We start from the raw sequence: 25,467 nt of genomic DNA, 5'->3' as shown, positions 1-25,467 counted from the left end.
TATTAACATTATCAAACTTAGATTACTTATGTTTTGCTTAGGCTATTTAACACATTAAAACTACTTACCTACCGACAGTGCTTGATGACTTATTGTTTCACTCTTGTCATCGACAACATCTGCTTATTTTCGATGATACGGGTTGTAGTGATTCTAGGCTCAGAGCGATATTTACTACGTTCATAAATATCATGGGCGCTCATTGCCATGGCACTAGCAACGCGCTTAGCAGAGATAGGATGCAATGGCATAGATTCTGACACCAAAGGTGAGATGAGTTTAAAGGCTTTTTGACCCATGCTTTCAAGAGGACGACCTTTGTGTTTACCAAGCAATAGCGAGGGACGAAAAATAACAGTTTGCGTAAAATTTAAAGCCAGAATGGACTGTTCAGTCTCAGCCTTCACTCGATTATATAAAAAACGACTGTGAATATCTGCGTTCATTGAAGACAATAAAAAAAAGTTTTCAACGCCCTTATCTTGACAAAGTTTGGCAAAATTCACATTATAATCATGATCAATTTTTCTAAAAGCCTCACTGCTACCCGCTTGCTTTTTCGTCGTACCAAGACAACTAAATGCATCTGTTTTTTTATCAACACCAACGCTTGAAAATATTTCAGCCAAATTATCAAAATCATTGACCTGATAAAAGCGCATGCTGGTATTGATATAGCGTGGTGGGCGCCTTGCAATCACAATTAATGTGTCATAAAGCTCACTCAGTTGCTTAACAAGATGTTGACCTACCAATCCTGTCGCACCAATTACAATTGCTTTTCGCTGCATATCCTATCCACTTATATACGGTTGGAAAATTTCTTATAATAAAAAGCGCAATTTTGAAAAGCGCTTCTTTTTAGTATCATACCTAAATTACACAACCATTGACGTTATTCTGTAGAGTTTATTGTAAGAGATTTTGTCTGCTATAGCTGACTCTCTTGGCATACCCCTAGCAATTTCGAATCATTTTTACTATTTAAGTGCAGTATAATGCTCAATAAATAGAAATAACTCAATCAACTTCATTCGGTTACTTCAATTGATGATAATTTTTTTAAACAGATAAACTGACTGTATCCATTCATCAGAAGGTGAAAGAGCCGGCAGTCCAAGGGTTATCACAACTTCTTTGAGCATTAATCATCAAATATATTGTCCTAAGCGCAATAATTTGATAAGATAACCGGCTTTACACGTCAACGCTGTTTAATTATTCCAAACAGTTCTGGCGCTTGCGATGATCTATTGATATTAGATACTCTGATATCAGACATCGACATCATGTTTGACGAGACGGCTGCTCGTCACCAATGATTGTTAAACCCATTATTGCAATCAACATTCATATTTTATCTGTCTTTATCAAGGAGATACGCGTGGCTAATACTGCACAAGCTCGTAAACGCGCCCGTCAAAACACCAAACGTCGTCAGAACTCTGCGTCACAACGCTCTATGGTTCGTACTTACTTAAAACGTGTTGATGCGGCTATCGCAGCTAAAGATTATGACGCGGCTACCGAAGCTTACAAAAAAGCGGTACCAGTTCTTGATCGTATGGCTGACAAAGGTATTATTCATAAGAATAAAGCTGCTCGTCGTAAGAGCCGCCTAAACAAAACAATCAAAGGCCTACAAGCTTAAGATTTGTACTGTTTAGACCGCATTGCGTGATCATCGCGCATTGACTAAAACCTTGTTACTGGTTCTAATACTGGGGCAAGGTTTTTTTATGTCTGTGTGATATACAAGCTAGATATTTGATATGGGCAATTTTTTAAGATTGGCCTTACTTCGATGTTGCGATTGGCGGTAACAATAAGGTGCTGGCATGGAAACCCGCTGCACGGTAACTGTCCAACAAAGCGCTTATTGGACGAACATATACCTCGCCGCGCCAGACAAAATGAGCATTTGCTTGTTCAAAAGGTTTATCATCAAACCACAAAAATACCCCTTCCATCATCTTTGGCCAATCATTCCAATCGATCTCAACCACATCAAACATAACCGCCAAAAACGCGGACAGCAAAGTGTCATGACTGACAGCTAGCATCAAATGACCATGTTGCGGCTGATTCTGATAAAAAAGTGATAGGATATCGAGACCGCCTTGGTAGGCATTTTTGGTGCCTTCAAGATTTCCTTGCAAGAATCGGTTGATAAAATTGAGGACGCCAATTTCTTTAAATATAGGCGTAGCAATGTCAGGTTCAGTGACTAAGCTACCTGGCTCGACCAGTAATGACTGATGCGCAATATCACGCCTAAGCCCTGCCCCTTCTTGCATTAACTGCGCCGTATCAATACAACGACCAATCGGACTTGAGATGCTGTCGACATCAAGTGAATAGGGTAAATGCCCAGCCAACCACCGGCCCCAAGATTTTGCTAGTACACGCCCTTTTGGAGTCAGTGGTAATTGATAACTGGCAAAACCATTACCATCAGAGCGCTCTCGTAGCGAGTGTCTGGTAAATAAAATCAGACGCTCGCCTTCAGGCAATAGGCGGACGGATGAGATCATGCTATCAGGCAGATGTGAAGGCGCTGGTGCACTTGGAGTATGCTTCGCAAGCTTCTCAGCAGACAGTTTAGATATGGGATTATTCTGATGTTTACTCATACTGATAAGCGTAGCAGATTTTTGGATACGAATGAATGAAATATAAGATCAATTGTAATATAAGCGATCACTATAAAAATAAAAGCTTTTGATAAAAAAGTAATTCATAGAAGTTTTATGGTATTGTTCGTCAAGACATTTAAACTCCGCATATCCAAACTAGTCAATATGAATCACTTTATCCCATGAAAATGCCAAAGCCGTACTGCTGACTTCATTAGGATAGGCACGCGGATTAACGATCACACGCGTATTACCGATACGGTAATCAAAGGCTTCATGAGTGTGACCATGTACCCAAAGCATTGGCGCCCAATCTTTATGCATCCATTCAGAAAAATCACTGACAAAAGCAGCATTACTCGGTAGGCTCGCATATTTCTCAGAGACTGATAGCGGGCTTACACTATGATGGCTCATCACGATGGTTTTTTTGCCCAGCTCTTTTGCTGTTATCAAAGCTTGCTGAAGCCATTGGCGCTGCTTAGCATGAATTTGTATTGATACCTCAGGTGAAAATAGCTCGGTGCCTGCGTATATTTGCTTGTAGTCACGCATAAAGTGCTTGGCCTTTTCCATGGTCTCCTCATTGGCTTTATATTGATAATCTGTCCATAACGTACATCCTAGAATTCGTACGTCATCAATATCAATATGTTGACACTGTAGTATCTTTACCCCTTGCATTGACTCATTATTATAATTATCCCAAGTAGCCAGCTTCTCATCAAAATCGAGCACATTCTCATTGAAGTATTCGTGATTGCCTGCAATGGTAATCAAAGGCACTTGTAGACGCGCTGCCTGCTCTTGTAGCCAAGGCATTCCGCTGTCACTATTGGCAGTATCTCCTGCCACTAACACCACGTCTGCATCTGTCTTAGGGATATGTCCTATAGGATGCGACTGACGGGCATAGCTATCGATATGTAAGTCGCTTAAGATCTGTAATTTCATATTTTCCAGTATTATTTTATGATGCTATTTTAAAAACTCGAGTGATAAACAAAATCAAAGTTGCTGAGAACAAATTGAGTCACTGTCATACCAATCAAGCACAGTTTTAGGTATGACAAGAGCACAATTTCAAACAGTGTAGCACCTTTTTTCATCTCTACAAAAAGTAAAAAAGACAGCGTAATAAGCTGTCTTTTTTATGATTTTTTCGAGATACAATACTAAATCTGCTCGTTGCTGGTTATTACGTTAGGCGCTCAGACTGACTTTCAAATACTTTGCAATATTTTTTGCAGTTTGGCAGCAGGGTCTGGTGCCTGCGTGATTGAACGACCAATAACCAAGTAGTCAGAACCATCATTGAGCGCTTGCTTTGGCGTACAAATACGCTTTTGATCATCAGCATTATCTTCTGGCAAACGAATACCTGGAGTTACCAATTTAAAGTCATGACCGCATAGCGCTTTGAGTGCTTTGGCTTCCTGTGCCGAACAAACCACCCCATCAAGACCCGCTTGCTTAGTCAATTGCGCCAATCGGCTGACGTGCTCATCCAATTCTGCAACGATACCAGTTTGTGACAGCGCTACTTTGTCCATTGACGTTAATACCGTAACGGCAATAAGCAATGTCTCAAAATTGCCATCAAGTAAGCGCTGTTTGGATAATGACATCGCCTCTAACCCTGCACTTGCATGCACATTCACCATCCAGACTCCCAAATCAGCAGCAGCAAGAACGGCTTGTGCAGTCGTGTTAGGGATATCATGAAATTTTAGATCCAAAAATACATCAAAGTCACGCTGATGTAAGGCTTGAACGATGCTCGGACCACAGCGAGTAAAAAGCTCTTTACCTACTTTTAATCGACACAGTGCTGGGTCTAACTGATCTGCTAACGTTAAGGATGCCGCCATACTCATATTGTCTAAAGCAACTATGATGGGAGACTGAGTTACATTATTCATGGTTTTGCCATATCTATATTAAATTATTAAAACACCATACATAGGGTTCAGGTTTAATCATAAACCTCCTACTCACCAAATTAATCTCGCTTATGCTTGGTAAGAATAGGCTCTTTGGCTGCAGTCGTTGTTGTCGTGTCTTGCATGCCAGTTGTGGTAGAACCATAGACAGCATCTTCTACTGTTGGTGAGTTTGCTTGACGATCAATCACAATATTGGCTTGAGTCAGTTGTTCCTGCAAGTTTGCATTTGCTTTTTGCAAACGTGATATTTCCCATTTATTTTGTAGGACACGGAAAATAAGTAAAGCCAACAAGATGCCAATGACGACACCAAGTATAAGACAAAGGATTAATAATAATCCTAGATTCATTGTAGGTGCTTGCGAAAATAGTAAGTTTACGCCAATCTCGGTATTGTTTGCCAATACCAGACCAAGTGCATAAGCAAAACTTAAAAATAATAGGACAAAGAGTAAAAATCGCATGAGATACATACCTCAGTTTGGAATATCGTTAATATTCTGAAAATCCTATGCTAGTAAAATTTCCTAGCTTATTGTCTCATCGAGAGTTTTTATTCAGTTAAATTCTATGATGATGATTAACCATTTGCAACTTTGTCGTTGACTGCTTCACGTAATGCTTTACCTGGCTTAAAGTGTGGAATAGCCTTTGCAGGTACTGGTACGCTTTCTCCTGTCTTAGGATTACGCCCCATACGAGCACGGCGGTGGTGAAGACAAAAACTGCCAAATCCACGAACTTCTACCCGACCGTCATTTGACAAAGTATGGGTCATCAGATTCAATATTTCACGTACTGCGTCATCGACCACTGTATCAGTCATCGTGTCACAGTTTGCACTCAAATTACTAATAAATTCGGACTTGTTGATTGCTTGCTGCATTATTACGCTTGCCTTGTTGATTAATGGATAAGACGATTTTAGCTTAGACTGTTGCTTCCAAGTAATATTTTATAATAACACTGTTTAAAAAATTACTCTTATCATCGCATCGATTATGGTAGAAATCTATAGATCATGCCACTATTATGAGCCTAAGTAAGCCATGATTTGTATATCTTTACTCAATGTTGCAAATGATAGCGGATATTATAGTAAATGAAAACAAGAGTTTGCCTCTTTAAGCAAAAACCTTATCAAGAAATAGCAAACCCAAAGTTTACTTATAAAAAAAAGCGACCGGAGTCGCTTTTTTTTATCATACTTTTATGTTAGCAATTTGTAGCTTATTGCATTTGCTCTTTGATCAAGTCACCAATTGTTTTTGGTTGTGCTTCAGAACCTGGAGCAGCAGCTGCGCTAGTGCTACCAAGATCTTTAATCGCTTGACGCTCTTCAGCTTCGTCTTTCGCTTTGATAGACAAGTTGATGTTGCGTGTTTTACGATCAACACTAATGATCTTCGCTTCAACGTCATCACCAACAGATAGATGCTTAGTTGCATCTTCAACGCGGTCACGCTGAATTTCAGAAGCACGTAGATAAGCTTCAACTTCGTCAGCAAGTTCGATAGTAGCACCTTTAGCGTCTACTTCTTTTACTTTACCATTAACGATAGCACCACGGTCATTGTTGACTAGGTATTCGTTGAATGGATCAGAGCTTAACTGCTTCACGCCAAGGCTAATACGGTTAGCTTCTGCATCTACAGACAATACCATCGCTTCTACAGTGTCGCCTTTGTTGTAGTTACGGATAGCGTCTTCGCCAGTTTCGTTCCAAGAGATATCAGACAGATGAACCAGACCATCAATACCACCGTCTAGACCGATAAAGATACCGAAGTCAGTGATTGATTTGATCGTACCAGTGATTTTGTCACCGCGCTCATGTTTCTTATCAAACTCATCCCATGGGTTAGCTAGAGTTTGTTTGATACCTAGGCTGATACGACGACGCTCTTCATCGATATCAAGAATCATTACTTCAACTTCATCGCCCACTTGAACTACTTTAGATGGGTGAATGTTTTTGTTGGTATGATCCATTTCTGATACGTGTACTAGACCTTCGATACCTTCAGAAATCTCAGCAAAACAACCATAATCAGTTAGGTTGGTTACGCGCGCTTTTACAACACTACCAACTGGGTATGTACCGCCAACGTTATCCCAAGGATCAGTACCAAGTTGTTTTAGACCTAGGCTTACGCGGTTGCGCTCACGGTCAAACTTCAATACTTTAACCTTTAGGTCTTGACCAACTTCTACCACTTCAGATGGATGCTTGATACGGCGCCATGCCATGTCAGTGATGTGCAATAGACCATCAATACCGCCAAGATCAACGAACGCACCGTAATCAGTTAGGTTCTTAACGATACCTTCGATCTCGATACCTTCTTCAAGCTTGTTCAATAGCTCTTCACGCTCAGCTGAATTCTCAGCTTCCATAACTGCGCGACGGCTAACAACAACGTTGTTGCGTTTTTGATCAAGTTTGATAACTTTAAATTCTAGCTCTTTGCCTTCAAGATGCGTCGTATCACGAATAGGACGTACATCTACCAACGAGCCTGGTAAGAACGCGCGTACTGAACCCACGTCTACAGTAAAACCACCTTTTACTTTGCTAGAAATGATACCTTTTACGATCTCATCGTTGTCATAGATTTTTTCAAGGACATTCCACGTTTCAACACGTTTGGCTTTTTCGCGTGATAGTAAGGTTTGACCCATACCATTATCAACCGCTTCAACCACAACATCAACGCTATCGCCAACTTCAACTTCAAGTTCGCCTTCTTCGCTTAAAAACTCTTCACGAGCGACGATACCTTCAGATTTAAGACCAGTATCTACTGTGATCCAATCACTGTCGATGGCCACAACAGTACCTGTAATAACCGAGCCACGCTCGATATCCAGACCCTGTTCTTCAATGCTCGCTTCAAATAGTTCAGCAAATGATTCCATTATTTCTACCTTTGTATAGCCGTATCCTGTCCAGCACAGTACGGATCAAATTTATGACAGCATAAAACGAGAATACTGGTTTTATATCTTATGTAGTCATATAAAAAAACGTTTGTTGATAATAAGCAAATAGCTTTAGGAACTCATTAACAACAACTGTCTTTAACACTCATTCTTTAAAGCTTACTTAACAGTTAGATGATTTAGCCACTTTATTAAGATTACTATTCGTACAATTTTATACTAAAGTTAAAGCTTATAGTGAAATTTTTAGTACTTAATATGTTGTTTTTATTAACTATTAAAACAAATGCCTTGATCCTGACAATGTTGTTTCACTTGCTCATAGACGGCATTAGCATCTAGTATTGAGCTATCCAGCAACAAAGCATCTTCTGCAGGCTTGGATGGTGCCGTTGCGCGATTTTCGTCACGTTCATCACGAGCCTTGATAGTCGTTAAAATCGCTTCAAAATCCGCTTCTTGACCAGCTGCCAATAACTGCGTCACACGGCGATCAGCACGCGCTTCAGCACTTGCCGTCAAAAATATTTTTACGTCAGCGTCCGGAAATACCACTGTGCCCATGTCGCGACCATCAGCGACCAACCCTGAACGGGTTGCCATGTCTTTTTGAAGTTTAAGCAATGCTTGTCGAACTTCTGGAAATACTGCTATTTGTGAGGCATAACCGCCGACTGTTTCGTTACGAACTTGCTCACCCACTGCCTCACCATTGACGATAATATCGACACGGCCTGACTCATTATTCGGTACAAAAGATATCTCTAAATTCTGTGTCAACGCTAATACAGCCGCCTCATCAATTACGTTGCTGGCATCTTCGGTAATCAAACCTGCTTCAAATGCTTTCAGACCTACAATACGATATAACGCACCTGAATCAAGCAACTGATAATTCAAAGCTTGGGCCAAACGCCACGTTACTGTGCCTTTACCTGCGCCACTTGGGCCGTCAATACAAATGACCGGAAAACGCAATAGTTGCGCTGAACCATTTTCCTTATAACTAGGTGTGGAGCTATCAGGTGTAGAAACAGTCATAATACTCACTTAGTGATAGATGATACCTATATAATCTTTTGCAATTTAGCCATACTTACTTATCAAGTTTTTGACTGCGCTTTTATTATTCCGCAGTCAAATAGGGCAATATTATAGCAAAGAAAGCCAACTATCACTAGCGGCAAGATTAATATCTTGTTAACTGCTTACATTGTCTTTGATTTTTGTGGCTTTACGACGGGCACGAAAAAATGCCTTTAACATTTGACTGCTATGATGACTACATAATCCACTACTGACTTGCATACTATGATTATAAAAAGACTGAATAGGCAAGTTCATTTGACTACCCGCCATACCTGCTCGTGGCTCATTTGCTGCATATATCACCCTGTCGACACGTGCATGGATCATAGCACCAACACACATCGTACAAGGCTCTAGCGTCACATACAGAGTCGTCTGCAATGGTAAGCGGTAGTTCTTTAGACGTGCACAGGCATCTCTTAGTGCCACGATCTCAGCATGAGCAGTTGCATCATGACGCCCGATAGGTTCGTTAAAACCTTGACCGATAATCTGATGATTATGTACCAATATGGCACCGACTGGCACTTCTCCAAGCACTGCACCTTGCTTGGCAAGCTTCAGTGCTTCTTGCATCCACTGGACATCTTGAACCTGCCAAAATATACAGTTTTCAAGATTTATACTTGTCAGCTGAGTTGCTGATAAAAAAGATTGTCGAAGATTAGAGATATTCATCATTTACTGCGGCAGTTGCCAATCAATGGGTGTTCGACCATACTGTTTTAAGTAATCATTGGTCTTAGAAAATGGCTTAGTTCCAAAAAACCCTCCACGATTCGCGGCAAGTGGTGATGGATGTACAGCCGTCAAAATCAGGTGTTTGTCTGTGTTAATATATTTCCCCTTTTTTTGCGCCTTACTGCCCCACAATATGAAAACAGTGTGGTCGGTCTGCTCATTAATCACGTCAATGACGGCATCTGTGAACTGCTCCCAACCTTGATTTTGGTGGCTATTAGGCTCACTTTCTTTCACAGTCAATGAGCTATTCAAAAGCAGCACACCTTGCTGCGCCCAATAGGTTAAATCCCCATGATTTGAAGGACGAATACCGATATCATCCGCCATCTCTTTTAACAAGTTATTTAGTGAAGGCGGCTTTGGAATGGCTTTGGGTACTGAAAAAGACAATCCCATTGCCTGACCTGGACCATGATAAGGATCTTGCCCCAAAATCACGACTTTTACTTGTGACAACGGCGTCAAATTAAAAGCATTAAATATCAAAGGAGCTGGTGGGTAAATACTTTCATTGGATTGATAGGCACTCTTTAAAAAAGCTCTTAGATTGTCCATATTGTCAGACGTGAGTTCTTCTGCTAATGCCTTTTTCCAATCTTCTGGCAAACGCACATTGTCTAAAATGGCTTGCTTTTGTTCATCTGTCTTTGTCTTCGGCTCATCAAACAGTTCCATAATATATCCTTTATATTTGTTATAAATAGAGAAAAGAAGCGCGTGAATACTTTTTAATATAGGGCCAAAAAATAATCTATTGGCGTAATCGTAAATTATAACAATAAAAAAACGGCTACCCCACTAACATGGTAACCGTTCTTATAATATTGGTACGAATGATTTAACTGGCTAGTGATTCAGAGTCTGGGTGTGGTTCATGAGTCTCTACGACTGTTAAGACAATACGGCTGCTTGCTGAACCCTTATCTGAATTTTTATTCAACTTCACTGCTGTCTCATCTTTTGAATCAGTCGCTTCAGGCTCTAAAGTAAGGTGTACTACTCCGCCGTTGACCAAATCACCAAACAAAATCATACTGGCCAATGGCTTTTTGATCTCGTCTTGAATTAAGCGCTGCATTGGACGTGCACCCATCAAACGATCATAGCCCTTCTCTGCCAAGTAATCGCGTACGTCATCATCAATCTCTAACGTTACTTGTTTATCATCAAGCTGCACTTGCAGCTCAACCAAGAACTTATCAACCACTGACACCACAACTGAGGTATCCAATGGGTTGAACTGAATGATCGCATCCAATCGGTTACGGAACTCGGGTGTGAACACACGTTTAAGAGCTTCGGTATTATCGCGACTATGATCTTGCTGGGTAAAGCCCATAGAAGAGCGACTGATACTATCAGCGCCAACGTTTGTGGTCATAATCACAATAACCTGCTTGAAGATAGCAACGCGGCCATTGTTGTCCGTCAACGTACCATGATCCATAACCTGCAATAGTAAGTTAAAGACATCAGGATGCGCCTTTTCAATCTCATCAAGTAACAACACACAATGTGGATACTGATTGATTTTTTCGGTCAGCAAACCACCTTGATCATATCCGACGTAACCTGGAGGCGCACCTATCAAACGTGACGCTGTGTGAGCTTCCATGTACTCCGACATATCAAAGCGTACCAGCTCCACACCTAATAGATTGGCTAACTGGCGTGACACTTCTGTCTTACCAACGCCTGTTGGGCCAGCAAACATAAACGAACCAATCGGCTTGTCTGGTGCTTTGAGGCCAGCGCGTGATAACTTGATGGCGTCAGCCAATGTCTCAATAGCTTCATCTTGACCAAATACCAAATGCTTAAGATCACGATCTAAATGCTCAAGAATACTCTTATCATCGCTCGACACAGATTTGGGTGGAATACGCGCAAGTTTTGCAATAATGGCCTCGATATCTGCCACATCAATTTTTATTGGTGGCTTCTTCTTACTCTTGGATGTTTTAGTCTCATCAGATGATTGAGCACGATCATTGGCTTTTGCTGTATCGGCCTCACGCTTCATTTCGTTGTCAACATCCTCGTTATCGCTGTCAAAACCATCATCACTATCTATTTGTGAGTCAAAGTCTTGCTCTATATCAGCGATAAAGCTTTCTTCAGCATCAATATCGGCAGCATCAGGAATCACACCCAAACGCTTATAAGCACCTGCCTCATCAATCACATCAATCGCCTTATCTGGTAAAAAGCGCTCATGAATATGCTTAGCAGATAACTGTACTGCAGATACCAACGCTTCATCCGTATACTCAACGTTATGGAACTCTTCATAACGCGGTTTGAGACCTCGCAAAATGTCGATACTGTCATCAACACTTGGTTCTTTCACATCGATTTTTTGGAAACGACGTGACAATGCATGATCTTTTTCAAATACTTGACGGTATTCGGTAAAAGTCGTTGAGCCGATGCAGCGCAGCTCACCGTTGGCAAGGGCTGGTTTGATTAGATTTGACACATCCATATTACTGCTCATTGACGACCCTGCGCCAATAATCATATGAATCTCATCAATGAACAAGATGGCGTTTGGCTTTTTCTTGAGGGCGTCAAGCAATGACTTCATGCGTTTTTCAAAGTCACCACGATATTTAGTACCCGCAATCAAAGAACCAATATCCAAACTATAAATGACACAGCCATTAAGCGGTTTTGGTGCTCTGTCATTGATAATTAACCATGCCAAACCTTCGGCAATAGAAGTCTTACCAACGCCTGGTTCACCAACCAGTAAGGGATTATTTTTACGGCGACGACATAGGACTTGGGCGGCACGCTCAATCTCAGAAGCACGACCAATCAAAGGATCCGTTTTGCCTTCAGCAGCGCGCTGATTTAAATTGGTTGCATATTCTACCAATGGATCTTTGCTGGTTTTTTCAGAGGCACTTCGGCGCTCACCCGTCATAGAAGCGCGTGGTTCAGACGGCTCATCTTTATCTTGACCATGTGATAAATACTGAGTCAGCTCAAGACGACTAATACCTTGTTTTTTAAGCAAATAAACTGCATAGGTGTCATGCTCTGAAAACATAGAAACCAAGATATCCGACCCTTCTACAAGGCGACCACCACCAATAGACTGCACATGAAAAATGGCCCGCTGTAGGATACGATCAAAACTTTGCGTTGGTTGTGGTGACTGCTCAGTGTCAGCGTCAACAGTTGGCGTGTGCTTATTAATATAAGCCTCAAGCTCAGTACGAAGCGTTGAAACGTTAGCATTACATGCCGTCAATGTATTGGCAGCATGAGTATTTTCTAATAACGCTAATAATAAATGTTCAACAGTGAGATACTCATGCGATTTTTGGCGCGCAAGTGTCATTGCTAAACGCAAAGAAACTTCAAGATGACGACTTAACATAACGGCTTCCTACGGTTATACCTATCTTTATAATTGATAGCTTTATTAATGAGTTAGTAAGTAAATCAGGGCAATAGATGAATTGTTCAAGGGTAATGTATATATTATTAAACAGGTAATGCTAAATGAGATGAATCCTGCCTCATTCTGATATCTTTTGACTACCTATCATAGATAACGCTTCTTGATAACTGCTATCTGCTTTGTCTTTATCTCAGCACGATACTCAATCAGAGTCAATCTATTAACGCAGACTAAAATGTATCGAAGCATATTGCCCATTATGTCTGTCAGAATCGATAAGTAAATAAGACGTTAAATGACGTGTGAAGCTTAACAAATAACTGAAATATAAAATGAGAATAGAGAAAATATGAAGGTGCTTTTTAAGCGGGATACGTGATAAATATGAGGAGAATCTGAATACTAGCAAAAAATAAGGAGAATAAAATCATCATTATACAAACCATCATTTGACAGTTTGATAAATTATATGAGGTTATATGGAAGGGAAATCAAGCCAGTGATGAGATAAGTATTGCTCAAAAAATTTTTATAAGAAAAAATCTTAAGGTCAGAAGCCCGATTCAAAATCCCTATCATATTTATCAATAGTGTCATCCATTTAAGACGTTTGAATAATTGTAGAGTATTGTCAGTAGCAGAGGTACCGCCATTTGAGTTGACATAAAAAACTTAAATATAGGGGTTTCAAAATAACCGTTATTCGCCTTGATGCGGTTCTATTTGAGTCAGTAAAGGATAGCCTTCACGATGGGCAAGACTATTGACCTTTTTGGCCTTAGTCTCAGCAATGTCTTTAGGATAAATACCAGCAATCCCCTTACTACTATTGTGTATTGTCAGCATAATCTCAACTGCCGAATCCATACTATGACGGAATTCTGACTGTAGAACATAGACCACAAATTCCATCGGTGTATAGTTATCATTATACATTACGACAGCATACATCGGCGGCTTAGCCACTTCTGGCTCCGCGACAAGTACATCAGCTTGTGGTGAGGTTTCGCCATCTGTATCGCCTTCTTGTGCACGATGAGCTGGCATATTTGGAAAGTGCCAATCTAAAACAGTGGGCGTTGTTTCAAGTATCATTTGTTTCATAATAATAGCAATAAAATTATAAGGTAAGTTTGAATAGAAAAGAATGGAGAGTTAGAAGGGCGAGTATCATATCTACCCATCACTGAGCCAATAAATTTGCTGCCATATTCATCTATCAACGGTACGGGTTTCGCCCGCATCAATCTTATCGAGAGAGACAGAAAACAAATCAAGAGTTATTTTATACAGCTCGTATCTTTACTGAGGCCAATATCATCAATCACTACACAATTAGGGATCAATAGGGCTTTCATCGACTTCTGACAAGTCGAGAAGTGAGAGAGGCATATTATCCACACTGGCTCCTAGCGACCAGTTATACAACTGCTCTATCTCTTGCCCCCCTGCTTTTAGATTAAGTTTGACCTGTAGTGGTCTAAAGCCTGTTGGCATTGTAAAACGACCACGGATACGGGTAATACCATCAATGCTATAGACTGCTGGATCTAATGGTACTTCCACTAAAGAGTTATCGTTGAGCAGTGTCAAAGTTGGCTGTAAGCGTTTGGCTTGACCGTCGCTACTCAGCATACCCACATCAAAACCATACTCAAACGAGTTCTCAGGTAAGGGTTTGATTTTTGCGCCAAGTATCTTCAATGGCATACCGCCTTCATCAACGACAATCTCGGCATATGCTTCATTGAGTTGTGAAAGTTGTCTATTTTCGACCGTTAATTCTTTTTGGTTCTCACGCAACTCTTTGATATTGGCCAAGCTTATTGCCAATTCTTGCTTAGCAGTAGCTGCTTGATTAGTCGCTATTTTGTTACTCAAGCGCAGTTTTTCAAGCTCTTTGGTTGCTTCACTGCTGTTGATCATCGCCTGCTTGGTTTCCGTCTGCATAGCATGAAAACCGCGTTGATAACCCAGCTTGTGTCCAAATAGTAATCCAACCGTAGCTGTTACCAAAACCACCACTACAAATAGCGCCAATAGCAGTGTGGATGCCCCTTGCTGTCCATTACCGGCCGCACGTATTGACCCATTGTTCGTGTCAATAGAATACAATCTAGGTTCTCTATGACGCAAAGTAAAGGCTTGGCACGATAAACGTGTTGGTTGTGAGCAAAAGCGTTGTACGAACTTAACACGCATTTAGACAATATCTCTTAACAGAAAAGGCAAGCCATTATAGCGGAATTTATAATCAATACCTAGCATCATAAATATGAACAACGTGCGAGTAACATATCCTTATTAAGGGACGATGGGCGCAAAATTTAGTCCCATAGACTCATCAAAACCGAACATGACATTCATATTTTGCACCGCTTGTCCGGCTGCGCCTTTCACTAAATTATCTTGTACGACGATAACGGTCAGCTCAGCACGTTCGTTGTCTTGATGTACCGCAATACGTAAGCGATTACTAGCGCGAACGCTACGCGTATCAGGATAAATCCCCTGAGGCATGACATCGATAAACGGCTCTGACGCATAGGTTTCTTCAAAGGCTTGTTGCCAATCGATAGCAGCACCTGCCTCAGTCAATTCCATATGGATAGAACTCAACATACCACGAATCATAGGTACAAGATGCGGTAAAAAGCGGATACGATGCGTAAACTGACTGTCTAGTAATTGTGCAACACCTTGCTCAATCTCTGGTAGATGACGATGTCCTTCAACGCTGTACGCCTTAAAATTATCGGTTGTTTCAGCATAATTTAACGCAAGTTTCGCTTGACGACCAGCGCCTGAAACCCCAGATTTTGCATCAATCACGATACGTGATTCGATTAATCTTTCTGCTTGCTGATTTTGAGCATCGATAATTGGTTTCAAACCCAAAATAGCAGTGGTCGGATAACAGCCTGGGTTCCCTACTACTAAAGCACTCGCAAGCTTATCTCTATTGACTTCAGGTAAGCCATATACCGCTGTTTTCAATAACTCAGGACAAGCATGCGACTGCTGATACCAATGTTCAAAATCTGCTAACGACTGCAAGCGAAAATCGGCGGCCAAATCAATCACCTTGACACCAGCTTGTGTCAATGCTTCCGCCTGCTGCATTGCCACGCCATGAGGTGTTGCAAAGAACACCACATCACACTGTTGTAGTGTTGCAAGTGTATTGTCTCCTAAGTCACTAAAGACAATGTCTGACACACCGCGCAAACTTGGAAATATCTCGTCAGCTCTTGTACCTGCTTCACTACGTGAGGTAAGCAGATCAATAGACACTTCAGGATGTGCAGATAATAAACGAATCAGTTCAATACCTGTATAACCTGTACCACCAACAATCGCCGCCGAAATCATAAGATGTCCTTTTTCTATTACGCAGTAAATACTAGAGTGTAACCTCTATTTTTGAGCTTAACATTAAGTTTGTGGTCATAAAAACGATAATCACTAGAGCTATAATATAGCTACTAGTATTCTGATTCTTTAAAGTTGATACTCATGTACAGCATCGATAAATACTTTGGCATTATCTGGATTGACCCACTGAGTAATACCATGCCCTAAGTTTGCTATATAACCTGTTTTTTCACCGCTAGCATAAGCACTATCTAGCATCGCTTTTACTTCGCTGCGAATAGTGGCAGGTGAACCATACAACGTGGCAGGGTCTAAATTACCTTGAATGGCTTTGCTGCTTTGTAGCTTTTTATGCTGCTTGGTTAACTGTCGCTGACTTTCAGTCAATACCTGTCTTGCACGATCAATTGGCATCGTCCAATCTAAACCCAATGCATCAGCCTCACTGTCTGCTTGGACATCAAGCCATAATCCGCCACCTTTGGTGAATAGAACCACAGGAATTTGTGGATGACGTACTTTTAACTCAGCGACAATGCGCTTGTTATAAGCGTGAGAAAACTCAATAAACTGACGATGGCCAAGTGCGCCGCCCCAACTATCGAATATTTGTAATACTTGCGCACCAGCAACAACTTGGGCATCCAAATAATCAATCACGGCTGTCGCCAACTTATCCAATAATTGATGTAAAAACTCAGGATTGCTATATAAGAAACCTTTGGTATAACGATAATCTTTTGAGCTACCCCCTTCAATCATGTAAGTGGCTAGCGTCCATGGACTACCAGAAAAACCAAACAAAGGCACTTGACCATTAAGCGCTTTACGAATACTTGTCACAGCCCGCATAACGTAATCTAAAGAGTCATTAGCATCCAGTACTGGCAATCTATCAAGATCTGCCTGCTCGCGGATAGGATATTTAAACTTAGGGCCTTCTCCAGTCTCAAAATACAGCCCCAACCCCATGGCATCAGGAATAGTCAAGATATCACTGAATAAAATAGCCGCGTCCAAATCATAACGGCGTAACGGTTGTAAGGTCACTTCAGTAGCGCGAGCGGTGTCCTTACACAAACTCATAAAATCACCCGCTTCTGCACGAGTCGCTTTATATTCAGGTAAATATCGGCCTGCTTGACGCATCATCCAAACTGGTGTGGTATCTATCGACTCAAAACGTAGCGCTCGTAGCAATCTGTCGTTTTTTAAAGGTGCAAACTCTTGCTGAATCGAGCTACTATTGTCTGAAGCACTCATGTATAAATCCCCAAAGCGGCACGGTATTTATGATAAATACTAAATACCGTACTGAATAAAAAAGTTAGATAAAAGAATCGTAGACGATTATTACGTATAGATAAGACTGGCTAATCTAGAATTATGTAATACTGCATACATTATGATTTTCTAGATGTTTTGAAAGCGGCCAAATAAAAAATACAACATTAACTATGAGCAATGACTCTCTATTGGAGCGTACTACATAGTCAATGTTCTGTACTTTTGATACGTTACACTGTCAATGCCAAGTTATCGCGATGCACCATAACGACCCGCTCTTCATTACTACCGAAAATTTTGTCAAATTGCTCAGTACGCTCACGAGCTGCGCGGCGCGCATCATGAGACGCAAAATTCACCTGGCCCACTGCAATACGCTCACCTGTATCTTGATGAACAATTTCTACCACATCGCCTTCATCAAAACCGCCACGAACTTCTACAACACCAACCGGTAATAGGCTTCTATTGTGCTCCGTTAGTGCTTTTGCAGCTCCAGCATCGACGACCAAACTGCCTGACATGCGTAAATGCGCTGCAAGCCATTGCTTGCGAGCGATGATTTTGTCTTCCTCATTAGTCGTAAGCAGCGTACCCACTGCTTCGCCTGACACCACACGAGTAATAACGTTATCAATGGCGCCACTAACGATGACCGTTGGACAACCACCCATGGCAGCAAGACGACCAGCACGGATTTTAGTTAACATACCACCGCGTCCAAGCTTACCGCCATCGCCTGCGATATCAAATAAATAGTCCGCCATGGCACGCTCTTGACGAATCATTTTGGCATCAGGATTGTCACGCGGGTTATCTGTGAACACACCTTCTTGATCAGTCAAAATAATGTATAAATCAGCATTGACCATGGCAGCTGCCATTGCACCCAACGTATCATTGTCACCAAATTTAATCTCATCAATCGTGATGGTGTCATTTTCATTGATCACAGGTAGTACGCGCCAGTCTAATAACTGCGTCAGCGCCCCTGTCGTATTGAGATAACGGCTACGATTAGACAAATCATCATGCGTCAATAACAATTGCGAGCTTTGAATACCGTGTTGGATCAATGCTGACCACCAAGTTTCAATCAATCCCATCTGGCCAATAGAAGCACAAGCTTGTAGCGCTGCTAATTTTTTGGGTCGCTCTTCAAGGTTCATACGTACCACACCTTCGGCAACCGCACCCGAAGACACCAGTAGTACTTCAACCCCTTGTTTATGTAGCTTTGCGATTTGTTTCGCCCATTCATATATGGCAGTACGATCCAGCCCTCGACCATTATTTGTCAATAATGATGAGCCAATCTTGACAATAACGCGCTGAATATTGAAGTTACGATTTTGTTTAACAAACCTTGCTTCTTCGGTCGTATTTGCTATGTCAACTGCCATATAAACTCCTATTTATTATACGAATTGATTACGGGGGTTATTTAAAACATTCAAATATACTTGCTCAAGCGTATTGGTTTAAGGAACGTACATTACCTCAACACCATCGTCGTCATCATCCAAGTCAGACAAATCTAAGCCTTCACGCGCGGCTTTACGTGCTGCACGATAGGCTTCACGCTGAGCCTCAGTATTTAGACGCACTTCGGCTTCTAAACGCTCAAAACGTTCTTTTTGCGCTTCAGCGAAGATAGGATCTTCTATTTCACGCTCGCGCTCAAGCTCGATATCATTCATCAAATGATATTTAACCGCATCAACACCTTCACCAGTCAAGGTTGCGGTGCGAAAGACCATACCTGTCCAACCAAGTTCAGCCACGATATGCGTGCACAGCGCGTTTAAGTCTTCTTCATTGACCTGATCGATTTTGTTTAATACCAAAATCTGCGGCAAGTTAGCCAATTCTGGAGAGAAACGCTCAAGCTCATTTAAGATAACGCGAGCGTTCTGTACAGGATCACTGCCATCAACTGGTTTCACATCAACCAAGTGTAACAAACGACGCGTACGCGCAACATGCTTTAAGAAGCGAATACCAAGTCCTGCACCTTCTGATGCGCCTTCAATCAGACCAGGAATATCTGCCATCACAAACGAGCGATGACGACCAATATCGACCACACCCAAGTTCGGTACAAGCGTGGTAAATGGATAATCAGCGACTTTTGGTCGCGCAGCAGAGACTTGACGGATAAAAGTCGATTTACCAGCATTTGGCAAACCAATTAAGCCAACATCAGCCACTACTTTTAATTCAAACTTGAGGACTTTTAACTCACCCTCAAAACCAGAGGTCGCTTTACGCGGTGCTTGGTTGGTCGAGCTTTTGAAATGAGTATTACCTAGACCACCATCGCCGCCTTTGGCAATCAGTAGTGTCTGACCAATTTCAATCAAATCACCCAACACTTCATCAGTTTCAGTATCGACCACAGTTGTACCCACTGGTACAGGTAAATAAAGATCATCCGACCCCTTACCTGAACAGTTTCTACTATGACCATTTTCAGCTCTCATAGCATCATGACGACGGGTATAACGATAGTCAACTAGCGTGTTTGTGTTGTCTTCTGCAATGACGTAAACATCTCCGCCTTTGCCGCCATCACCACCATCAGGTCCACCGCGCGGCACATATTTTTCTCGGCGAAAACTGGCGATTCCGTTACCACCGTCACCTGCTTTTACCGTTACGACGGCTTCATCAATAAATCGCATCTTACGTTCCTTAATTCACAATCCAGTTTATGTACTGGTACAACCCACGGCTGTATTTTTAGGTTTTCACTATATTTTTCTAAATGAATAATTGTTCTAAATGATTTCTGCCGCTTTGACACAGTTCCGACAACCTACATTTAACTTTATCTGTCATCCGTTATGACAATAACACCCGATAATCAATCGGACTATCGGGTGTTTGGATATGACATATCAGATGCTGTCTATCAATACTGCTGACAATAACAGCAAGTGCAGCGTCAATGTTAGACTTACTATATCATTTTACCGCATCTGAATTTTAACATGTTGACAATTTATGCTGGAATCTGAGTATAGCTGATGCCTGCCATTTGCGTTGCCAAACGTAATACTTGAGTACTATAGCCTACTTCATTGTCATACCAGATATAAACGATGGCATGGTTGTCCGTCAAAATGGTTGCCTGCGCATCAACGATACCTACATGAGTGTCACCAACAAAGTCAGTTGAAACCGCTTCGGTCGAGTCTGTGTACGCAATCTGAGTTTGCCAAGTGCTGCTATTAGATATATTACGTAAAAATTCGTTTAACGCTTCTACGCTTTTTGGTGCAGTTTTTAGATTCAAATTCAAAATCGCTAAGCTAACGTTTGGCGTTGGAACACGAATCGCATTACCTGTTAGTTTACCACTCAACTCTGGTAGTGCTTTACCAACCGCTTTTGCTGCGCCTGTACTGGTAATGACCATATTAAGTACAGCACTGCGACCACGGCGATCGGCCTTATGATAATTATCGATTAGGTTCTGATCGTTCGTAAACGAATGAATCGTTTCAACATGACCATTTTCGATGCCGTACTCATCATTCAACACTTTTAGCGTAGGTGTAATCGCATTGGTGGTACAGCTAGCAGCACTAACAATCGTATCTTCACCAACGGTATTATTATTAACGTTATAAACGACGTTTTTGATATCACCGCCAGCAGGTGCTGTTAGCAGAACCTTTTTAACACCAGTAGACTGTAAATGTTTACTAAGGCCTGCTTCATCTTTCCAGATACCTGTGTTATCGATGACTAAAGCGTCGTTGATACCATATGCAGTATAGTCAATATCGCTTGGGTCATTAGCATAAATAACTTGTACAAAACGACCATTAATAATCAAACCATTGTTTTGCTCATCTACCACAACACCGCCAGCAAAGCTGCCATGAATCGAATCACGCTCTAACAATGACGCACGTTTTGCCAAATCACCAGCAGCAGCAGGACGTACGACAATGGCTTTTAACTGTAGGCCTTTGGCGCTTGACGCTTGTGACAATAATAAGCGCGTCAGGATACGTCCAATACGGCCAAAGCCATATAATACAGTATCGGCTGCAGCATTGACGGTATTGTTATCGGTGTTTACTGCTTGAAGCGCAGTCTGTAGATCGCTGTCATTCGCAATTAACTGACCAACGTCCACTTGTGCTGACTGAAGACTGTCATTAGCAGCTAATGCTTTTACCATCGCTAGCGTCTCAGCAATATCGATAGCCTGAGCGCTCTGGTTGCGTAACGCTGTTTTTTGATGCAATGCCAATATCTGACCAGTTGAAGTCGTATTAAGCGTATCACCGAACAAGGTCACTTGCACATCTTGCTCGTTATAGAGTTTGTTTAGTAACCCCATAAGCTCGATTGCGTTTTGCTCTTGATTGTTGTAGTTGCTTAAATGGTCTTGATGTAGTTGGCGTAAGGTATCAGCGTTGCTCACGAGAAACATCCTTATGGTCAGTAATGTGGGATCAATAATATATAAAGAAAAATATAAGAAGTGATGATAGATAGTCTAAGCAATCACTCTGGTGCCTCAAGCAAACACAATGAATGTAAGTTGTTGACAATAGAGTATTTAGATCGCGTAGATTTTAGCCTAAAACGCCTTATTTTGCCAGTGATAACCGATCCACTAGTATGATAAGGCGCTTTATTATTATTTATTAGTCATCTAAGAAACAAAATAGAAATCAATGGCGTTACTTCTCTATGTGTTCTGTACTGACCAATTACAACCCATTAGCTTCAGAAAGCTGTCTTAGTTCTATATTTAAATTATTATGGCACCAATCGAGTGGTTTGGTTTGTCTGCGGTGTTAATTTAAATTCTTTCAAATCATACCCTTGCTGCTGGGCGATTTGACGATACTTGGCATAGATTTCTTGACTGATATTTGGCGAACGAGCCAGCAACCACAAATAGTCTTTATCAGGCGTTCCAACCAATGCTGTCTTATAATCAGGATCTCGTGCTAATACCCAGTAGTCGGCACGGCCCACTGGTAACCAACGAATCCAAGATGGCAAAAAGGTTACTTTTAATTTGCTTCCAGTGTCATCTACTGGCTTAGCTAACCCTTCAGCGGTGATCTCAGAGCCATCTTCACTCATACATTTATTAGTAACGACAATGCCTGAGCCATCTGTCTTTTCGGTATAGTTCGCTGTGACATCACCAGCACATTTACGCTGGAAATACATAGGCAAGCGGCCTATTTCATACCAAGTACCTGCATATTTTTTGAGATCCACACTATTGACTGTGGTTGGTGTACTAGCGGACTTGTGTATGATTGCATCAGGCTTAATTGAGATATTCTCTGTCGCCATTGTATCCGCTACCACATTGGCTTTAGGCGTGTTATTCATTGGTGGTGTTGCAGCATAGGCTGAGAATGCAGCTAAAGGAATGATAATCGCTAAAGCAATACCTGTATGCTTGATCAATCCATTCATAAATACACGCTCCGGTATTTCTTTATAGGAAGTAATTTTGGAAGATAATGGATCAGTTTCTTGTCCGAGCTCCTCTGTTAACGTGCTTTCTTGTTCTTCTACAAACTTTGACATCAGTGGTTCTTTTTTACTTAATTTCTGTGGCTGTTTATAATTATTAAGCATCTCGAAATCTCCACTGATCTTATTATTCGTCATACTGCCACGATCAGTCACAATAGGGTCTTTCGTCTGTTTAGCACTTTTATATCCAAAATAGCCATCTTGCCCAGATTGTTTAGAGGCATTTTCAGCTAAAGGATGAGGATAATCGTCGTTTGAACTAGCATGATTGTAGCTAGAATCATTGCTCGCATAGCTGGTCTGAGCACTATTGTCTTTCTTATAATAGCGGCTCGACTGGCTAGCTTGCGAAGACTGAGAACCAGCTTCCTGTGAATCAGGCCATGCTGATTTAGGTAACTTATTGGTTTTCATATGGGTACCATTGTTAATAATGTTAGTTAGCGTGTCTTATCTATCGTTAATTATATTTAGTATCTTATCTACCACTTATTTTGGAAAATATATCCAGTAAGCGCATAAAAATTACAGGTTATCAAAATAGCAATAAAACGTTTGGGTGACCATCTGGATTAGTGGAAGTAACGTAAAGACGCTTTGTTTAGGTAGTTTATATTAAGGACAGATGGACGATTAGAACAGTGTCGCAATGTAGGAAAAAGCAACGGTTTGTAAGTAACTATGTGTTTATGCTATGGAATAAACACATAGTTACTGAGCAGATAAATATGTTAAAAATCCGTTATTCAAAATAAGATTTTTTAATCAACATCAGTCTTAGATAATATTATGTTGAAATCTAAGTGATTAATTACAAAGAAAATTTTAATATCGCAAAAGGTTTTTAGATTTTAAAATCAATAAAAATGCCGTATACCCGCCACACTGATGCCGCCATACGCCAAAGCTTGATCGATCATGGCGGGCGACAAACCGCCTAAACCAATGATAGGCATATCTGCCAACTGCGCCAAACTTGACCATCTCTCCCAACCAAGTGGCTCAGCATTAGGATGAGTTTGAGTTATCAATACAGGTGATAAAAAAGCGCCGATTACTGGTGGCAATTGTTGCTGTAAACGGGCGCTGGCAAGTCGATTGGCAGCTTTAATACTGGCAGCATCGTGACAGCTGACGATCAATGGATACGTGTGCGAAATAAGCTGAGCTGATGCATTACTGTCTTGAATACTGTCGAACCATTGCATCAGTGCCGTATGGGTTACGTGATGAGCAACTACTTGCTGAGAGGTATGTTTATTTTCAGCGCCCACATCTTCGGGCATTAGAAGGGCATGATCAGCATCATGAGAGACAATGACTGAAAGATCTGGACGCTGATGCATTAAGCGCCCGACTATGTCCTCGGACATTACTTCTTTCACTCGCATATATACCCAGCTATTTAGCATTAGGTTTTCTTGATGGTACTGTAGCCAAGCTGATGTTGGATCAGAATGTGTTAACGGATAAGTAATTGCAATCATAGTCGGCACGCTTAACCATTTAAGAATGGTCTTATTGGCGGCTGGTAATGGGTATTGCTCTGTTAACAAATCAAGTTTACTTACCCACACCAGTGCTTGACCTTCTAAACCATATTGACAGTGTTTGTACTGCTCATGCTGCGCCGTGGTTAACTCAATCTTATAAACCTGTAAGCTCACTTGCTTATCGCCATAGTCGTGATGGAGACGACCAAGTTTGACGATAGTGTTATCCTGAATGGCGATGCCAGTCTCTTCAGCAACCTCTCGAATAACGGCTTGCTCTCCACTTTCATTATTGTCTATCTTACCACCTACAAACTCGTAACGGTTGCCTTGGTGTTGAGCTGCATCTCTAAATCCTAGTAAATACTGGTCTTTGTAGTGAATGACTGCCACGGCTACATTTACGATGGTTTTTTGACTTTCTTGTTGGTTACGTGCTTTATTCAACATAAGATTCCATTATTACTGTTATTGTAACCTCTGCCTTTTTTAAACAAGCAGGGTAAAAAATTTAATTACAGCTTAAGCTATTGATTACAATGATCATTTTTATAAGCAATAATTAGCAAAAATAATCCATGTAGATTGCTTAAGATAAGTTTACATAATAACTGCATTTTATTTTATAAATTGGCTTGCAAAATTATTGAATGTAAATGATAATTATTATCGTTAAAAGGCAGTCACACTATTATTGATTCATTCAGCTACTAATTTATTCAGCCACTTTTTATCAAAAGGAATTTGCCATGAGTATGGTCATCTCTCGTTACTTAAATTGCCGTGAAAACCGCCTACCCACGCTACAATCACAACACTTATTTGCCTTAACCAAAGAAGTAAGAATCGAGCATGAAGGTGAAGAGTATCGTTTGCGCCTAACACGTAATAACCGTTTAATTCTAACCAAATAAAATAACCAACCATAATGTCAGATCAATTATAAAAAAACGCCTTCATTAAAAGGCGTTTTTTATTGGTTTTAAATTATATCGTCATCAGCATGGTCTTTTAAACCC

General features: G+C 41.1%; 21 protein-coding genes and 2 pseudogenes. 2 read left to right on the top strand and 21 right to left on the bottom strand.

Annotated features, from left to right (window positions below):
- Positions 1-89: 89 nt before the first annotated feature.
- Positions 90-791 carry an NAD-dependent epimerase/dehydratase family protein gene (locus tag CZ794_RS08360; RefSeq protein ID WP_087041154.1) on the bottom strand — a complete coding sequence of 234 codons (702 nt, stop codon included), beginning with the start codon at positions 789-791 and terminating at the stop codon, positions 90-92.
- Between the two features lie 593 nt (positions 792-1,384).
- Here CZ794_RS08360 and rpsT point away from each other — a divergent pair.
- Positions 1,385-1,651 (top strand): 30S ribosomal protein S20, encoded by a 267-nt coding sequence (gene rpsT, locus CZ794_RS08355; RefSeq protein ID WP_010200097.1) that lies wholly within the window; start codon positions 1,385-1,387, stop codon positions 1,649-1,651.
- Positions 1,652-1,796: 145 nt separating this feature from the next.
- Here the strand turns inward: rpsT and CZ794_RS08350 are convergent, their stop codons facing one another.
- The 20 genes and pseudogenes from CZ794_RS08350 to CZ794_RS08260 all read right to left on the bottom strand — a co-directional run bounded on the left by CZ794_RS08350 (position 1,797) and on the right by CZ794_RS08260 (position 24,898).
- Entirely contained in the window at positions 1,797-2,633 is an 837-nt protein-coding gene (locus CZ794_RS08350) for a histidine phosphatase family protein (protein ID WP_087041153.1), read from the bottom strand.
- A gap of 159 nt (positions 2,634-2,792) precedes the next feature.
- Complete coding sequence (locus CZ794_RS08345) at positions 2,793-3,590, bottom strand: metallophosphoesterase (protein ID WP_087041152.1); 798 nt, start codon at positions 3,588-3,590, stop codon at positions 2,793-2,795.
- A 269-nt stretch (positions 3,591-3,859) separates the two neighbouring features.
- Positions 3,860-4,558 (bottom strand): orotidine-5'-phosphate decarboxylase, encoded by a 699-nt coding sequence (pyrF, locus tag CZ794_RS08340; RefSeq protein ID WP_087041151.1) that lies wholly within the window; start codon positions 4,556-4,558, stop codon positions 3,860-3,862.
- An 80-nt stretch (positions 4,559-4,638) separates the two neighbouring features.
- On the bottom strand, positions 4,639-5,046 hold the full coding sequence (locus CZ794_RS08335; protein WP_087041656.1) for a lipopolysaccharide assembly protein LapA domain-containing protein: 408 nt from the start codon (positions 5,044-5,046) through the stop codon (positions 4,639-4,641).
- 116 nt (positions 5,047-5,162) lie between these two features.
- Positions 5,163-5,468 (bottom strand): integration host factor subunit beta, encoded by a 306-nt coding sequence (locus tag CZ794_RS08330; protein WP_062844148.1) that lies wholly within the window; start codon positions 5,466-5,468, stop codon positions 5,163-5,165.
- A gap of 344 nt (positions 5,469-5,812) precedes the next feature.
- The gene (rpsA, locus tag CZ794_RS08325; RefSeq protein ID WP_087041150.1) at positions 5,813-7,501 is read right to left on the bottom strand and encodes a 30S ribosomal protein S1; all 1,689 of its coding nucleotides are present in this window, start codon (positions 7,499-7,501) and stop codon (positions 5,813-5,815) included.
- Between the two features lie 294 nt (positions 7,502-7,795).
- Positions 7,796-8,566: a (d)CMP kinase gene (cmk, locus tag CZ794_RS08320; protein ID WP_087041149.1), complete on the bottom strand. Its 771-nt coding sequence runs from the start codon at positions 8,564-8,566 to the stop codon at positions 7,796-7,798.
- A 159-nt stretch (positions 8,567-8,725) separates the two neighbouring features.
- Positions 8,726-9,295 carry a tRNA adenosine(34) deaminase TadA gene (tadA, locus tag CZ794_RS08315; RefSeq protein WP_087041148.1) on the bottom strand — a complete coding sequence of 190 codons (570 nt, stop codon included), beginning with the start codon at positions 9,293-9,295 and terminating at the stop codon, positions 8,726-8,728.
- On the bottom strand, positions 9,296-10,033 hold the full coding sequence (locus CZ794_RS08310; protein WP_087041147.1) for a uracil-DNA glycosylase: 738 nt from the start codon (positions 10,031-10,033) through the stop codon (positions 9,296-9,298).
- A gap of 163 nt (positions 10,034-10,196) precedes the next feature.
- Positions 10,197-11,279 (bottom strand): annotated as a pseudogene (locus CZ794_RS14300) (AAA family ATPase); the annotation flags it as partial.
- 150 nt (positions 11,280-11,429) lie between these two features.
- Positions 11,430-12,746: pseudogene (locus tag CZ794_RS14295) on the bottom strand (AAA family ATPase); the annotation flags it as partial.
- Between the two features lie 723 nt (positions 12,747-13,469).
- Complete coding sequence (locus CZ794_RS08300; protein ID WP_087041145.1) at positions 13,470-13,865, bottom strand: ATP-dependent Clp protease adaptor ClpS; 396 nt, start codon at positions 13,863-13,865, stop codon at positions 13,470-13,472.
- Positions 13,866-14,105: 240 nt separating this feature from the next.
- Positions 14,106-14,972, bottom strand: coding sequence for a hypothetical protein (locus CZ794_RS08295; protein WP_087041144.1), 867 nt, complete (start codon positions 14,970-14,972; stop codon positions 14,106-14,108).
- 102 nt (positions 14,973-15,074) lie between these two features.
- Entirely contained in the window at positions 15,075-16,142 is a 1,068-nt protein-coding gene (gene argC, locus CZ794_RS08290; RefSeq protein ID WP_087041143.1) for an N-acetyl-gamma-glutamyl-phosphate reductase, read from the bottom strand.
- A 129-nt stretch (positions 16,143-16,271) separates the two neighbouring features.
- Positions 16,272-17,408, bottom strand: coding sequence for a uroporphyrinogen decarboxylase (hemE, locus tag CZ794_RS08285; RefSeq protein WP_087041142.1), 1,137 nt, complete (start codon positions 17,406-17,408; stop codon positions 16,272-16,274).
- A 254-nt stretch (positions 17,409-17,662) separates the two neighbouring features.
- Complete coding sequence (gene proB / locus CZ794_RS08280; RefSeq protein WP_087041141.1) at positions 17,663-18,835, bottom strand: glutamate 5-kinase; 1,173 nt, start codon at positions 18,833-18,835, stop codon at positions 17,663-17,665.
- 78 nt (positions 18,836-18,913) lie between these two features.
- A complete protein-coding gene (cgtA, locus tag CZ794_RS08275) occupies positions 18,914-20,116 on the bottom strand; it encodes an Obg family GTPase CgtA (RefSeq protein WP_087041140.1) in 1,203 nt (400 codons plus the stop codon).
- 320 nt (positions 20,117-20,436) lie between these two features.
- Positions 20,437-21,882: a glyceraldehyde-3-phosphate dehydrogenase gene (locus CZ794_RS08270; RefSeq protein ID WP_087041139.1), complete on the bottom strand. Its 1,446-nt coding sequence runs from the start codon at positions 21,880-21,882 to the stop codon at positions 20,437-20,439.
- Positions 21,883-22,214: 332 nt separating this feature from the next.
- Positions 22,215-23,369: a lipocalin family protein gene (locus CZ794_RS08265; RefSeq protein ID WP_087041138.1), complete on the bottom strand. Its 1,155-nt coding sequence runs from the start codon at positions 23,367-23,369 to the stop codon at positions 22,215-22,217.
- A 443-nt stretch (positions 23,370-23,812) separates the two neighbouring features.
- On the bottom strand, positions 23,813-24,898 hold the full coding sequence (locus tag CZ794_RS08260) for an NUDIX domain-containing protein (RefSeq protein WP_087041137.1): 1,086 nt from the start codon (positions 24,896-24,898) through the stop codon (positions 23,813-23,815).
- A gap of 305 nt (positions 24,899-25,203) precedes the next feature.
- On the opposite strand from CZ794_RS08260, the gene hemP reads away from it, so the two are divergent.
- On the top strand, positions 25,204-25,362 hold the full coding sequence (hemP, locus tag CZ794_RS08255; RefSeq protein ID WP_227672156.1) for a hemin uptake protein HemP: 159 nt from the start codon (positions 25,204-25,206) through the stop codon (positions 25,360-25,362).
- Positions 25,363-25,467: the final 105 nt, after the last annotated feature.

This window comes from Psychrobacter sp. JB385 (genome assembly GCF_900163785.1).
GTDB lineage: Bacteria > Pseudomonadota > Gammaproteobacteria > Pseudomonadales > Moraxellaceae > Psychrobacter.
This window is presented reverse-complemented; position numbering and strand designations above follow the sequence as displayed.

Excerpts from the sequence above, each read along its gene's own strand:
- CZ794_RS08360 (WP_087041154.1), bottom strand. The coding sequence starts at position 791 with ATGCAGCGAAAAGCAATTGTAATTGGTGCGACAGGATTGGTAGGTCAA.
- CZ794_RS08350 (WP_087041153.1), bottom strand. The coding sequence starts at position 2,633 with ATGAGTAAACATCAGAATAATCCCATATCTAAACTGTCTGCTGAGAAG.
- CZ794_RS08345 (WP_087041152.1), bottom strand. The coding sequence starts at position 3,590 with ATGAAATTACAGATCTTAAGCGACTTACATATCGATAGCTATGCCCGT.
- pyrF (WP_087041151.1), bottom strand. The coding sequence starts at position 4,558 with ATGAATAATGTAACTCAGTCTCCCATCATAGTTGCTTTAGACAATATG.
- CZ794_RS08335 (WP_087041656.1), bottom strand. The coding sequence starts at position 5,046 with ATGCGATTTTTACTCTTTGTCCTATTATTTTTAAGTTTTGCTTATGCA.
- CZ794_RS08330 (WP_062844148.1), bottom strand. The coding sequence starts at position 5,468 with ATGCAGCAAGCAATCAACAAGTCCGAATTTATTAGTAATTTGAGTGCA.
- rpsA (WP_087041150.1), bottom strand. The coding sequence starts at position 7,501 with ATGGAATCATTTGCTGAACTATTTGAAGCGAGCATTGAAGAACAGGGT.
- cmk (WP_087041149.1), bottom strand. The coding sequence starts at position 8,566 with ATGACTGTTTCTACACCTGATAGCTCCACACCTAGTTATAAGGAAAAT.
- tadA (WP_087041148.1), bottom strand. The coding sequence starts at position 9,295 with ATGATGAATATCTCTAATCTTCGACAATCTTTTTTATCAGCAACTCAG.
- CZ794_RS08310 (WP_087041147.1), bottom strand. The coding sequence starts at position 10,033 with ATGGAACTGTTTGATGAGCCGAAGACAAAGACAGATGAACAAAAGCAA.
- CZ794_RS08300 (WP_087041145.1), bottom strand. The coding sequence starts at position 13,865 with ATGATACTTGAAACAACGCCCACTGTTTTAGATTGGCACTTTCCAAAT.
- CZ794_RS08295 (WP_087041144.1), bottom strand. The coding sequence starts at position 14,972 with ATGCGTGTTAAGTTCGTACAACGCTTTTGCTCACAACCAACACGTTTA.
- argC (WP_087041143.1), bottom strand. The coding sequence starts at position 16,142 with ATGATTTCGGCGGCGATTGTTGGTGGTACAGGTTATACAGGTATTGAA.
- hemE (WP_087041142.1), bottom strand. The coding sequence starts at position 17,408 with ATGAGTGCTTCAGACAATAGTAGCTCGATTCAGCAAGAGTTTGCACCT.
- proB (WP_087041141.1), bottom strand. The coding sequence starts at position 18,835 with ATGGCAGTTGACATAGCAAATACGACCGAAGAAGCAAGGTTTGTTAAA.
- cgtA (WP_087041140.1), bottom strand. The coding sequence starts at position 20,116 with ATGCGATTTATTGATGAAGCCGTCGTAACGGTAAAAGCAGGTGACGGT.
- CZ794_RS08270 (WP_087041139.1), bottom strand. The coding sequence starts at position 21,882 with ATGTTTCTCGTGAGCAACGCTGATACCTTACGCCAACTACATCAAGAC.
- CZ794_RS08265 (WP_087041138.1), bottom strand. The coding sequence starts at position 23,369 with ATGAAAACCAATAAGTTACCTAAATCAGCATGGCCTGATTCACAGGAA.
- CZ794_RS08260 (WP_087041137.1), bottom strand. The coding sequence starts at position 24,898 with ATGTTGAATAAAGCACGTAACCAACAAGAAAGTCAAAAAACCATCGTA.
- hemP (WP_227672156.1), top strand. The coding sequence starts at position 25,204 with ATGGTCATCTCTCGTTACTTAAATTGCCGTGAAAACCGCCTACCCACG.